The sequence below is a fragment of the Intestinimonas sp. UBA1698 genome, assembly GCF_002320075.1.
Taxonomy (GTDB): domain Bacteria; phylum Bacillota; class Clostridia; order Oscillospirales; family Oscillospiraceae; genus Intestinimonas; species Intestinimonas massiliensis.
Genome location: NZ_DCJO01000030.1, coordinates 56,690 through 69,404, shown reverse-complemented (window position 1 = coordinate 69,404; position 12,715 = coordinate 56,690). Strand labels below are relative to the sequence as shown.

The window sequence follows — 12,715 nt, the reverse complement described above, 5'->3', positions numbered from 1 at the left end:
AAGCCTTTTGATATTTTGCGGAAAACTGTTCAAACTATTGCCAGTCTGAAGCATAGGAGAGATACCATGACCACGAAAAAACTGGGCAGGCAGACCGTGGCCTTCGCAAACCCGCCCTCCATCGCCGGCCACGCCAACGTGGTGGGCAAAAAGGAGGGGGAAGGGCCGCTGTCCGCCTCTTTTGACTTCATCAATCAGGACGACACCTTTGGCGAGGCCAGCTTTGAGAAGGCCGAGAGCGCCATGCAGAGAATGGCGCTGCAAAACGCCCTGGACAAGGCCAAGCAGTCCGCCGCCACGCTGGACTATATCTTCGCCGGAGACCTTTTGAACCAGTGCATCGCCTCCTCCTTCGCCGTCCGGGGGCAGGACATCCCCTTTTTCGGCCTCTACGGGGCCTGCTCCACCATGGCGGAAAGCCTCACGCTGGCCGCCATGATGCTGGACGGCGGTTTCGGGGAGTGGTGCGCCGCCATGGCCTCCTCCCACTTCTGCTCCGCGGAGCGGCAGTACCGCACCCCGCTGGAGTACGGCGGCCAGCGGACCCCCACGGCCCAGTGGACGGTGACCGGCGCGGGGGCGGTGGTGCTGGCCCGGGAGGGGGACGGCCCCTATGTCACCCACGCCACCGTGGGTAAGATTGTGGACAAGGGCATCTGTGACGCCAACAACATGGGCGCCGCCATGGCTCCGGCGGCCTACGAGAGCCTGACCGCCCACTTCTCCGACACCGGCCGCGCGCCGTCTTTTTATGATCTGATCGTCACCGGCGATCTGGGCAGCCTGGGCAGAGAGATCGTCCTGGACCTCTTCCAGAAGGACGGCGTGGACCTGACCAACTACGACGACTGTGGCTGCCTCATCTTCGACGCCCAGGCGCAGGACGTCCACTGCGGCGGCTCGGGCTGCGGCTGCTCCGCCGCCGTCCTCACCGGCTACCTGCTCAACGGGATGCGGGAGGGGAAATGGAAGAACCTCCTCTTCTGCGGCACCGGCGCACTGCTCTCCCCCACCTCCTCCATGCAGGGGGAGAGCGTCCCCGGCATCTGCCACGCCGTGGCCATCAGCACACAGAAGGGGGGTTAGCGTATGGACGTCTTTCTGGAATATCTGCGGGCTTTTGTCTGCGGCGGCATCCTGTGTGCCATCGGACAGATCCTCATTGACCGCACCCCTCTTACCCCCGCCAAGATCCTAGTACTCTATGTGGTCTCCGGTGTGGTGCTGGGTGGTCTGGGCCTCTATAAATATGTGGTGGAATGGGGCGGCGCCGGCGCCACCGTCCCTCTCACCGGGTTCGGCTACCTGCTGGCCAAGGGCGTGGCCCAGGCCGTGGCCGAAAACGGCTTTCTGGGGGCCTTCACCGGCGGCATCACCGCCGCCGCAGGCGGCATCGCCGCCGCCATTTTCTTCGGTTACCTGGTGGCTCTCATCTTCAAGCCCCGGCCCAAGGGCTGAGGCAGAAACACGCCTCTGTGTTTTGCACAGAGGCGTGTTTCCCATTTATCTGCCCCGGTAGGGCCGGTATCGGCCGCGGCCGCGCCGCCTGCCTCCGCCCGCCGCGGCGCGGCGGACGAGCCGGACCGCCAGCAGGAGTACTGCCAGGACCCCAGCCAGAGCCGCCAGGGTGATTCGGTTCGGGTTTTTCAGAAGCTGGACCGGGTTCCAGGAGGGGGCGGAGAGCTTTCGCCCCTCGGGCGCGGCATAGCGCGGATCCACCGTGCCCATGCTGCGCAGGTAGGCTGCCAAGGCGTACCACTCCTTCAGCTCCGAGCCGCCGGAGGTGCGGATGATCTGTTCTTCAAAATTGGTGACCGGCACCCCGTCCGCATCCTTGGGGGTAATGGTAAGAATGCCGAAAGACTTGCCGTTTACCGCCCCCAGCATCTGGCCGGAGTAGAGCCCCGTGACCACCCGGTAGAGCCGGTCGTCCTCGATGGGGAGGGTCGTCCCATCCCCCAGCACCTGGGCGCAGTCGGTGACCTTGTTGAAGATCATCCGGCGGGGGTTCCAGGTCCAGGTCATGCCCGCCCCCCAGAGCTGCGCCGCCGGCATCAGTGGCGTCACCGAGGCATCCACCTCAAAGGCATCCTTCAGCTCCCGCCCGGTGATGTAGACTGAGATGAGCGGGTAACCCGGCGTGCCATCCCCGCCGGAGCCCAGGGAGGAGACCTGGAAGGCGTCGGACACGGTGATCGGTCCCTCCGCCAGGGAGGCGCGCACCACGCCGGAGGCCACCACGGCAAAGTCCACCGGCACATAATCTGTCCCCTCGGCCTCTTTGACGGCGAAAAGGTAGGAGTCGGCGATCAGATTGCCCAGGCCGTCCTCCCCCTGCTCCTGGCCGAACTGGTCAACGGGCGTAAAGTCAAAGGGGCTGTGGGCAATGACCTGATCGAAGGTGAGGCCGTATCCGGACAGGTAGGTCCGATCCACCTTCTCCTTGAACGCCGCCGCCAGAGCCGCCGCCGCCGGGTCCTCGGGGACGGTCTCATCGACGGGGAGGAGCTTGTACTCCAGCACGCTCAGACTCTGGCCGGGGCCCGTTTTTTTGGCGATGGTCAGCCGCCCCAGATTTTGGGTGTACTCCCCGCAGGAGACGATGAGGGTATCGTTGACCCGAATGGGCTCCGGCGTGGTGGCGTGGGTATGGCCCGAGAGGATCACGTCGATGCCGTCCACCGCCTTGGCCAGCTCGTAGTCCTCCCCTTTTCCGTTCTCCGTGCCCGAGTGGGACAGGCAGATGACAAAATCGGCGTCAGCCTCCGCCTGGATCTGGGCCACGACCCGCTTCGCCGCCGCGGCGACGGGCTCGAATTCCATGCCGGACATGGGAGCGCATTCGTCGGCGTCCACCCCCAGCACGCCGAACACCGCGACGCGCACGGGCTCTGCCGGTCCCTCCCGGGACTCCCGCTCCTTTTCGATGACCACGTAGTCGGTGACGCCATAGGCGTTCCAGGCAGCCCAGGAATCCGCATCGCTCTCCGGCGGCTTGTAATTGGCCTGGACCAGGGCGGGCAGCGCCTCTCCGCTGGCCACGGCGGCCCGGAGCATGTCGGCCAGCCCAGCGGCCCGGTAGTCAAACTCATGGTTGCCCAGGGTGGTCGCGTCATAGCCCATGGCCCCCAATGCCCGGAGCTCCGGCGCGTCGGTGGCGTAGATGGTCTGGAACAGCGAGCCCATGGAAAAATCCCCGGCGTCCAGGGTGACGGTGGGACCCTGGACGGCCGAGCCGTCGGCCAGCACCGCGGGCCTTTTCCGCTGCTCCTTCAGCAGCGTGGCCAGGCGGGTGTAGCCGCCGTATTCCCCGCCCCCCTCAGCGGACATGGGCAAAAAGTGATCGTGGGTGTCATGGGTAAACAGGATGGTCAGGGTCTGGCTGGGCGCGTCGGCGGCCGCGGGCAGGGTCAGGCCGCCCAGCAGCAGGACCGCACACCACAGCAGCGCTCCCATGCGTCGAATGGACTTCATATCCCATCTCTCCCCTCTCCGTCGGTTACCGGTATTATATCAGCTTTTCCCCGCCGGTAAAAGACCGTCCGCACAGAAAACGGGGGACCGGCCACGGCCGGTCCCCCGTCCTTCACTTCATCTGCTCCAGCTTCTCCCGGATGGTCTGGTTGACCACCTGGGGCGAGGCCCGGCCCTTGAGCTCCCGCATCACCTGACCCACCAGGAAGCCGAAGGCCTTTTCCTTTCCCGCCCGATAGTCCTCAATGGACTTGGGGTTGGCGGCCAAGACCTGCTCCACCGCCCGGCCCACCAGCCCGGCGTCGGAGACCTGCTCCAGTCCGTGCTCCTTCACATAGGCGTCCACGTCGCCGTCTGCCACGAACACGGCGTCGAATACCTTCACGGCGGTGTTGCGGTTCAGTTTCCCGGTCTGGACCAGCTCGATGAGCCGGGCCAGAGTCCCGGGCGTAAGGGTCATATCCTTGGCCTCCAGGCCCTGGGCGGAGAGCTGCCGCAGCACCTCTCCCATGATCCAGTTGGCCGCCTGCTTGGGGGCCGCCCCCAGCGCCACCGTCTCCTCAAAGAAATCGGCCAGGGCCTTCTGACCGGTGATCATCCGGGTGTCATAGACGGGCAGGCCCCAGTCCCTCTGATACCGGGCCATCTTGGCCTCCGCCATCTCGGGGATCTCCGCGCGGACATGCTCCAGGTATTCCTCCGAGAGCTCCATAGGTGGGATGTCCGGCTCGGGGAAGTAGCGGTAATCCTGGGCGTTCTCCTTGGAGCGCATGGCAAAGGTGGCGTCTTTGTTCTCATCCCAGCGCCGGGTCTCCTGAACCACCCGTTTTCCCTCCTGGATGAGCTCCACCTGGCGGTGGGCCTCATATTCGATGGCCCGGGCGATGGCCTTGAAGGAGTTCAGGTTTTTCATCTCGGTACGGGTGCCCAGCTCCTCGCTCCCGGCGGGCCGGACGGACAGGTTCACGTCGCAGCGCAGAGAACCCTCCTGCATCTTGCAGTCGGAGACCCCCAGGTACTGGAGGATGGAGCGCAGCTTCTCCAGATAGGCGATGACCTCCTCGGCGGAGCGGAAATCGGGCTCGGTGACGATCTCGATCAGGGGCACGCCGCAGCGGTTGTAGTCCGCCCGGGTCTGGTCGATCCAGGGGTCGTGGACCAGCTTCCCCGCGTCCTCCTCCATATGGAGCTCATGGATGCGGATGATCTTTTCCACCCCGGAGGCCGTTTGGATGGGCACTTTGCCGTTCCGGACGATGGGCAGATAGAGCTGGGACACCTGGTAGGCCTTGGGTAGGTCGGGGTAGAAGTAGTTCTTCCGGTCGAACCTGCAATCGCGGGTGATGGTCCCATTCAGGGCCAGCCCCGCCTTGACGGCGAACTCCAGCACCTTCTCGTTGACCACCGGCAGAGCGCCAGGCATCCCGGTGCACACCGGGCAGCAGTGGGTGTTGGGGTCGCCGCCGAACGCGGTGGTGCAGGAGCAGAAGATCTTGGTTTTCGTGGCCAGCTCCACATGGGTCTCCAGGCCGATAACCATCTCCCAGGTCATTGCGCGGCGCCTCCCTTCGGCATCTTGGTATGGAACTGCGTGTCCTGCTGGAAGGCGTGGGCGGCGTTGAGCACCCTGGCCTCCCCCAGCGCGGGGCCGATGAGCTGGGCCCCGATGGGCAGGCCCCGGGCGTCAAAGCCGCAGGGCATACTCAGCCCCGGCAGCCCCGCCAGATTGAGGGGCACGGTGTAGATATCGGACAGGTACATCTTCAGCGGGTCGGACAGGCTCTCCCCCAGACGCGGCGCGGTGGTGGGCGCCACGGGGGTGAGCAGCAGGTCATAGGTCCCAAAGGCCTCGTCGTAGGCCCGCTTGATGAGGGCCTTCACCTGAAGGGCCTTTTTATAGTAGGCGTCGTAGTAGCCGGTGGACAGCACAAAGGTCCCCAGCAGAATGCGGCGCTTGACCTCGGAGCCAAAGCCCTCGGTACGGGTTTTGTTGTACAGATCGGTGAGATCCTCGTAGCCCTCCGCCCGCCAGCCGTACTTCACCCCGTCGAACCGGGACAGGTTGGAGCTGGCCTCGGCGGCGGCAATGATATAGTAGGTGGGGACCACGTATTCCATCACGGGCAGAGCAAATTCCTCCACCACGGCCCCCCGGGCCTTCAACACGTCGGCGGCGGCCAGTACGGCGGCACGGACCTCCGGGTCCAGCCCCGCCCCAAAGCAGTCGGCGGGCAGGCCGATCTTCATGCCCCGCACATCTCCGGTGAGGCCGGCCAGCAGTCCGCCCGCCGACACATCCAGACTGGTGCCGTCCCGCCGGTCCTTCCCCATGACGGCGTCCAGCACGGCGGCGCAGTCGGCGGCGGTGCGGGCGATGGGGCCCATCTGGTCCAGAGAAGAGGCGTAGGCGATGAGGCCGTAGCGGGAGACGGCGCCGTAAGTGGGCTTCATGCCGGTGACGCCGCAGTAGGCGGAGGGCTGACGGATGGACCCGCCGGTGTCCGAGCCGATGGCGTACCAGCACTCCCCCGCCGCCACGGCGGCGGCGGCCCCACCGGAGGACCCGCCGGGCACCCGGCCCGGATCCCAGGGGTTCTTCACCGGGCCGTAGAAGGAGGTCTCGGAGGTGGAGCCCATGGCAAATTCGTCCATGTTCAGCTTGCCCAGCAGCACCGAGCCGGCGGCCCGGAGCCGCTCGGTCAGCGTGGCGTCGTAGGGCGGGGTGAAATCCCCCAGAATCTTAGAGGCACAGGAGGTCTTGACCCCGCGGGTGCAGATGTTGTCCTTGAGGGCCATGGGCACACCGGCCAGCGGGCCCAGCTCCTCCCCGGCGGCCAGCTTTTTCTGCACCGCCTCTGCCTCGGCCAGCGCATGGTCGGCCAGGGTGGTGATGAAGGCGTTGTTGTCCGGCTGGAGGGCGGCCATCCGGTCCAGGGCCGCCTGGGCGGCCTCCACGGCGGAGACCTCCCCGGCCCGGATCTTTTCGCCCAGTTGGAGGGCGGTCAGCTCATACCATTCCATATCCACTCCCCCTCATTCCACCGTCTTGGGCACCAGAAAGGCCGCTTCGTCGGGAACCGGCGCGTTTTTCAGCAGCTCGGCCCGGTCCGCCGAGGGCTCCACCACGTCGGGCCGGAGCACATTCTTCACCGGGAACACATGGCTCATGGGCTCCACCCCGCTGGTATCCAGAGTATTGAGCACATCCATGTAGCCGATGATCTGCTCCAGCTCGGCGGCCACTTTGACCTTCTCCTCCTCTGGAAGCCTGAGTCGGGACAGGGCGGAGACATAATCCACCATCTCTTCGGTTATCTTCATTTTGATCTTCTCCTTAAGGCTCCAGCCGGCTCAGATCCCGCGGGAACAGGCAGGCGCACCGCACGTTTTCCAGCCCGCACAGCTGCATGGTCAGCCGTTCCAGGCCGATGCCAAGGCCGCCGTGGGGCGGCATGCCGTGCTTGTGGATCATCAGATAGCTCTCGAATTCCTCGGGATGCATCCCCCGCTTCTCCATCTTCTTCACCTGCTCGGCGTAGCTGTGGACCCGCTGGCCGCCGGTGGTGACTTCCACGCCCCGGAACAGCAGGTCAAAGGACAGGGTGTACCGGGGGTCTGCGGGGTCGTCCATGGCGTAGAAGGGCCGTTTCTTGCTGGGGTAGTGGGTGACGAACACAAAGTCGCTGCCCCACTCCTCTTTGGCGTAGCGGCCGATGGCATGCTCCTCCTCCGGCTCCAGGTCGTAGGGGTCCCGGATTTGGTAGCCGTACTTCTCCGCCGCCAGGCCCTTGACCTCATCGAAGCGGACGCAGGGGATGCGCTCCACGTTGGGGATAGCAATGCCCAGCCGCTTCCCGTCGGCGGCGTACTCCGTCCGCAGCAGCTCCATAGCATACTGGAGGAAGCCGGTCTCCATGGCCATCACGTCCGCAAAGGAGTCGATGAAGCCCATCTCAAAATCCAGGGAAGTGTACTCGTTGAGATGCCGGGCCGTGGAGTGCTTTTCCGCCCGGAACACCGGGGCCACCTCGAACACACGCTCAAAAACCCCCACCATGGTCTGCTTGTAGAACTGAGGGGACTGGGCTAAAAACGCCTTGCGGCCGAAGTAGTCCAGCCGGAAGATGTTGGAACCGCCCTCCGCCCCGGCGTGAACGATCTTGGGGGTGTGGACCTCAGTGAAGCCCTGGCCCTGGAGATACTCCCGAAATGCCCGGCCCAGGCACTCCTGGACCTTGAATACGCTGCGCTCCCGCAGGTGGCGGAGCACCACGGGCCGCAGGCCCAGCTCGGTGTCCAGGTTGATATTCAGTCTGGCCTTGGGCACCGGCACCGGCAGGGGGGCCGCGGGCCGGGACAGGACCTCCACAGCCTGAGCCGCCAGCTCCACCCCGCCGGGAGCCCGGGGCTCCTCCCGGAGGGTGCCGGTGACCACGACCGCGGCCTCCTCCGGCACGCCAGACACGTCCACGCCCTCGGCGCAGGTACACTGCAGGATGCCATCCCGCTTGCGCAGCTTCAGGAAGGTGAGCCCGCCGCCCACCGTCTGTCTGGCATGGACCATACCGGCGACCTGGACGGTCTCGTTCCGATGGGCACCTCCCAGGATGTCTTTGAGTTCCAGCCGCTGTGTTTTGGGGGCGCCTTTCAGGAATTCCATGACCGTTCACGTCCTTTCATCAAACTATACTGTACACCGCTCCGTCTGTTTTCGGTACCTTTAAAAGACAGCTTTTTTCTAAAAAATCCAAAAATGAATAAAAAAAGTCCCGAAGCTGCTTTTTGCAGTTTCGGGACGGAACAATCCGCGGTACCACCCAAACATTGCCGCCTCACCCTTGAGCCGGCCTCTTGGCTCCCTTAACGCGGGACGACGAAAAGCCCTCCTCCTTGCGGACTCGAACTTTCAGCTCGTGAAGCGTTGCGCATCCCCATCCAGCCGGACCGGGCTCTCAGTCGGTGACCCGGATTCTCTGGCGGCCCTCACGGGGCGCGGTCTTCGTCATTGCCTTTGATGCATGTATTATATGCAGTTCCTGCAAAAAAGTCAACGGTGAATTTTAGCTAAACCGCATCTTTCCCTGCCCCCATACTTTATGATACAATGTAAAAAAACATGGAAAAGAAACGAGGAAACGACATGCTTGATTGGCCTGAATTGGAATCCGCCTGCCTCTCCTGCCAAAAGTGCGCCTTGGCCGAGACCCGGCACAACGTGGTCTTCGGCGACGGGGCCCGGAACGCCGAGGTCATGTTCATCGGGGAGGGCCCCGGCGAACAGGAGGACCTGACCGGCAAGCCCTTCGTGGGCAAGGCGGGCAAGCTGCTGGACGATATGCTCACTCTCATCGACCTGGACCGCTCCAAGGTGTTTATCGGCAACACGGTCAAATGCCGTCCGCCCCAGAACCGGGACCCCCTCAACGTGGAGGTGGAGGCCTGCATCGGCTATCTCCGCAACCAGGTGGCGCTGCTCCGCCCCAAGATCATCGTCTGCCTGGGCCGCATTGCCGCCATGCGCCTCATCCGGGAGGATTTCAAGATCACCAAGGAGCACGGCCAGTGGTTTGAAAAGGCTGGGGTCCAGATGATGGCCATCTACCATCCCGCCGCCCTGCTGCGGGACCCCCGGAAACGGCCGGAAACCTTTGAGGACCTGAAGGTCCTCCAGGCTAAGATTCGGGAGATCTGCACCCACACCTATTGAATTTTCCGGGTCCTGCTCCGGCGGGGCCCGATCCATGTCAAAGGAGGCGACCGCATGAACCGCGCTGGACACCAGATGTCCGAAACTCTGTTTCTGGGTGCCCTTCTGACCGTCACGGGCGGCTTTCTGGATGCCTACACCTATCTGTGCCGAGGCAAAGTGTTTGCCAATGCCCAGACCGGCAACATCGTCCTGCTGGGCGTCAAGCTGGCCGAGGGGCAGTTCGACGCCCTGCTCCACTACCTCATCCCCATCCTGGCGTTCGCCCTGGGCGTGGTGGTGGCGGAGCTGACCCGCCGCCGTTTCCGCAGCCATCCGGCCATCCACTGGCGGCAGATCGTGATCGCCCTGGAGATCGCTATTTTAGGTCTGGTCGCCCTGCTCCCCACCGGCGAGTGGGACACGGCGGCCAACGTACTGGTCTCCTTTGTGTGCGCCGTGCAGGTGCAGTCCTTCCGCAAGATCCGCGGCAACCCCTGTGCCACCACCATGTGCACCGGAAATCTCCGCAGCGGCACTGAGCTGCTGTTCCACGCGGTGCAGGACCGCGATCCCACCGCCCGCCGCCGGGGGCTCCAATACTACGCCATTATCCTCCTTTTCATTCTGGGCGCCTTCCTGGGCGTCTGGTGCACGGAACAGTGGCGGGGCAGAGCCGTGCTGGTCTGCTGCGGCCTTCTGGTCGTGGTCTTCAGCGCCATGTTCCTCAAATCCGGGGAGGAAGCCCTGGAGGTTTGAACAAAACGGCAGAAAAGGGGCCCTCCTGCGCTGGAGGGCCCCCCTTTTTTCATTTCTTATGTTCTTCACTGGTCGAAGGGTCCGCCGGCTTCTCCGTCGGTTCTTCCGCCCGCCGGTGATCCGGCAGCAGGGCGTTGACCCCAAAGGCAACGGCCACGCCCACCACGGTCTCGATGATCCGGGCGGCGGCATAATAATACCGCTCCACCCCGGTATGCCCCCCGATCAGAATGACGCATGGCACAATGCAGGCCATGGGGCAGGCCGCAGGCCGTTTCAGGAGCAGACCCGTCCAAATCCCCGCCACACAGACCGCGCCCAGGGTCAGGGTCTGCACCGCCGGATGGGACAGCACAGGGCCCAAGGTCAGGGCCAGCACCCCCAGAGCGCCGCCGATGGCCACACCGATGAGCCGGGACACTCCCTGGCGGACCGTCTGGCCCAGGGAGCTCTGCATACACACAATGCAGGCGATGCAGGCATATAGGGGTCCCATCTGCCCCCAGATGCCGCCATACTCCTCCCGATACATCAGATCAAAGGGGACGAACAGCAGATAGGACAGCATCACCGCCACGGCGGTCTTGATGGTGCGCATCCCCACCTTGGGGATCTTCAGCTTCATATGCGCCTCCTTTCACATAGGATGGCTCAACGTTCAGAATGGCAGGCCCAGCCCGCCGGTCAGCTTCTCCATGCTGGAGGCGGCGTCGGTGCTGCAGGCCCGGATGGCCTCATTCACCGCCGCCACGATCATATCCTGAAGCATCTCCACATCATCGGGGTCCACGGCCTCCGGATCAATGGTGATGGACAGCAGTTCCCGCTTGCCGTTGACGGTGGCCGAGACCACGCCGCCGCCCGCCTGTGCGGTATACTCCTTGGCCTCCAGCTCGGCCTGCATCTTCTGCATGTTCTCCTGCATCTTCTGGGCCTGCTTGATCATGTTCATGTTGATGCCGCCGCCCATACCCATGCCGCCGCGGCCTCCAAAGCCTTTCGCCATATCGCATACACTCCTTATTTAATGGTGATGTTGTCAAACTGCTGACTGAAGGCCAGCAGATCATCCAGGTTGTCGTGGGCGGGAGCGGGAGCCGCTGGAGCGCTCTCCGGCTTGCCCACCTTGACCGTTACCCGCACCGGGCTCCCCACCCGGGCGCTGGCCGCCCGAGCCACCGTGTCCAGCACCGCCTGCCGGCCGATGACCCCCTTGACCAGATCGTCGTCCGCCCACAGGGTGAGCACCCCGTCCTCCAGCGTCCCCCTGGTCATGGCGGCATTTCCCAGGAAAGACCACACATTCCGCCCCACCTGATCCCGCAGGCTCTCCGCCAGAGCGGGCCAGAAGTCTCCGCTGGGCATGGACGCGGGAGCGGAAACCGGCTCGGCCGTCCGGACCGGCCGGACAGCCTCCTGAGAGGCCGGTTCCTGGACTGTGGAGGACTCCTCCCGGGGGGGAGTCTCCGTTGCCGGGGCGTCCAAATTAGCAAGTATTTTTCCTTGCCGGTCCTCTGTTTTCAAGGACTCCTTCGGCCTGACTTCTCTTTTCTCTTGTAAAGGCATTTCACCTGTCGTTTGAATCGGTACACCGGAGGCAAGTTGGGCCTCCACCCGGGCCAGCCGGGCATGGATGGCCGGGACACTGTCATCCAGAGTCTCGTCGCACAGCCGGATCAGGCACAGCTCGGCGTCGGTCCGACGGTTGCTGCTCCGGGGCAGGTCCGCCAGGGTGGACTGGAGCGTGGAGAGCACCCAGGCCAGCTTGGCGGGGGTAAAGCGCTGGGACAGGCCCCGCAGCGTGGCATCGTCAAAGCCGCCGGTGAGGAGCGCTCCGCCTGCCGTGGGCGCGGTCTTTCGAATGAGCAAATCCCGGGCCAGCGAGGACAGCTCTCCCAGAATGGCGGATACATCCTTCCCGCCCGCATACAGCCGTGCAATGTCCTCCAGGGCCCCGGCGGCGTCATGATCCGCTACCCGTCCCATCAGGCGCCCGGTCTCCAGACCGCCTGCCAGTCCCAGGGCGTCCAGTACCCGCTGCTCCCCCACGGGCCCGCCGGAGACGGCGCACTGGTCCAGCAGCGACAGCGCGTCGCGCAGGCCGCCGTCGGCCAGACGCGCCAGCAGCGCCGCCCCCTCGGGCTTCAGGTCGATCCCCTCCCGTTCCGCCACATAGCTCAGCCGCCGGGCGATGTCCGCCGGCAGGATGCGCTGAAAGGAAAACTGCTGACATCGGGATTTGATGGTGGCCGGTACCTTGTGCAGCTCCGTGGTGGCTAAAATGAACATCAGATGGGCTGGGGGCTCCTCCAGGATCTTCAGCAGGGCGTTGAAGGCCGCCGTGGAGAGCATGTGGACCTCGTCCACGATATAGACCCGCTTGCGGACCGCGGCAGGAGAATAGACCGCCTCATCCCGTAGGGCGCGGACCTGATCCACGCCGTTGTTCGAGGCGGCGTCCAGCTCCAGCACATCCAGGATAGAGCCGTTCTCAATGCCCTGGCAGGAGGCGCACTGGTTGCAGGGATTGCCATCCGTCGGATGCTCACAGTTGACCGCCCGGGCCAGGATCTTGGCGCAGGTGGTCTTGCCCGTGCCCCGGGTGCCGGTGAACAGATAGGCATGGGAGAGGCGGCCTGCAGCCACCTGCCGCTTGAGGGTCTCGGTGATATGGGACTGCCCCACCACATCGTCAAAGGTTCGGGGCCGCCATTTGCGGTATAGGGCCTGGTACATCGCTCCTGTCACCTCACGAAAAAAGGGGGCGCGGCGAACCGTGCCCCTCGCGCTGATCTG

Annotated in this window: 12 protein-coding genes; 4 read left to right on the top strand and 8 right to left on the bottom strand. The window is 64.6% G+C overall.

Features of this window, described 5'->3' with window-relative positions:
* The first annotated feature begins 66 nt into the window (after positions 1-66).
* Both spoVAD and spoVAE read left to right on the top strand, forming a co-directional pair.
* Complete coding sequence (gene spoVAD / locus B3H64_RS06130; RefSeq protein ID WP_050618102.1) at positions 67-1,086, top strand: stage V sporulation protein AD; 1,020 nt, start codon at positions 67-69, stop codon at positions 1,084-1,086.
* Between the two features lie 3 nt (positions 1,087-1,089).
* Entirely contained in the window at positions 1,090-1,458 is a 369-nt protein-coding gene (gene spoVAE, locus B3H64_RS06125; protein WP_094762402.1) for a stage V sporulation protein AE, read from the top strand.
* 45 nt (positions 1,459-1,503) lie between these two features.
* On the opposite strand, the gene B3H64_RS06120 is transcribed toward spoVAE, so the two are convergent.
* The 5 genes from B3H64_RS06120 to aspS form a co-directional block, all read right to left on the bottom strand.
* Positions 1,504-3,474, bottom strand: a complete 1,971-nt coding sequence (locus tag B3H64_RS06120) for a bifunctional metallophosphatase/5'-nucleotidase (protein WP_286733788.1) — start codon at positions 3,472-3,474, stop codon at positions 1,504-1,506.
* Between the two features lie 112 nt (positions 3,475-3,586).
* On the bottom strand, positions 3,587-5,026 hold the full coding sequence (gene gatB, locus B3H64_RS06115; RefSeq protein ID WP_286733786.1) for an Asp-tRNA(Asn)/Glu-tRNA(Gln) amidotransferase subunit GatB: 1,440 nt from the start codon (positions 5,024-5,026) through the stop codon (positions 3,587-3,589).
* Positions 5,023-6,495 carry an Asp-tRNA(Asn)/Glu-tRNA(Gln) amidotransferase subunit GatA gene (gene gatA / locus B3H64_RS06110; RefSeq protein WP_238072642.1) on the bottom strand — a complete coding sequence of 491 codons (1,473 nt, stop codon included), beginning with the start codon at positions 6,493-6,495 and terminating at the stop codon, positions 5,023-5,025. The genes gatB and gatA overlap by 4 nt, the downstream gene beginning before the upstream one ends.
* A 12-nt stretch (positions 6,496-6,507) precedes the next feature.
* Positions 6,508-6,795, bottom strand: coding sequence for an Asp-tRNA(Asn)/Glu-tRNA(Gln) amidotransferase subunit GatC (gene gatC, locus B3H64_RS06105; RefSeq protein WP_050618098.1), 288 nt, complete (start codon positions 6,793-6,795; stop codon positions 6,508-6,510).
* A gap of 13 nt (positions 6,796-6,808) precedes the next feature.
* Positions 6,809-8,134, bottom strand: a complete 1,326-nt coding sequence (gene aspS, locus B3H64_RS06100) for an aspartate--tRNA(Asn) ligase (protein ID WP_050618097.1) — start codon at positions 8,132-8,134, stop codon at positions 6,809-6,811.
* Between the two features lie 480 nt (positions 8,135-8,614).
* Here aspS and B3H64_RS06095 point away from each other — a divergent pair, with 480 nt between their 5' ends.
* Together B3H64_RS06095 and B3H64_RS06090 are read left to right on the top strand one after the other, a co-directional pair.
* Positions 8,615-9,181 carry a uracil-DNA glycosylase gene (locus tag B3H64_RS06095; RefSeq protein WP_050618096.1) on the top strand — a complete coding sequence of 189 codons (567 nt, stop codon included), beginning with the start codon at positions 8,615-8,617 and terminating at the stop codon, positions 9,179-9,181.
* A 54-nt stretch (positions 9,182-9,235) separates the two neighbouring features.
* Positions 9,236-9,919, top strand: a complete 684-nt coding sequence (locus B3H64_RS06090; RefSeq protein WP_050618095.1) for a YoaK family protein — start codon at positions 9,236-9,238, stop codon at positions 9,917-9,919.
* A gap of 49 nt (positions 9,920-9,968) precedes the next feature.
* On the opposite strand, the gene B3H64_RS06085 is transcribed toward B3H64_RS06090, so the two are convergent.
* From B3H64_RS06085 to dnaX, 3 genes are read right to left on the bottom strand one after another with little or no spacing between them, the layout of a single operon-like run.
* Positions 9,969-10,544 (bottom strand): FUSC family protein, encoded by a 576-nt coding sequence (locus tag B3H64_RS06085; RefSeq protein WP_050618094.1) that lies wholly within the window; start codon positions 10,542-10,544, stop codon positions 9,969-9,971.
* 33 nt (positions 10,545-10,577) lie between these two features.
* Positions 10,578-10,925, bottom strand: a complete 348-nt coding sequence (locus B3H64_RS06080) for a YbaB/EbfC family nucleoid-associated protein (protein WP_050618093.1) — start codon at positions 10,923-10,925, stop codon at positions 10,578-10,580.
* 14 nt (positions 10,926-10,939) lie between these two features.
* Positions 10,940-12,655 carry a DNA polymerase III subunit gamma/tau gene (dnaX, locus tag B3H64_RS06075; RefSeq protein WP_050618092.1) on the bottom strand — a complete coding sequence of 572 codons (1,716 nt, stop codon included), beginning with the start codon at positions 12,653-12,655 and terminating at the stop codon, positions 10,940-10,942.
* Between the last annotated feature and the right edge of the window lie 60 nt (positions 12,656-12,715).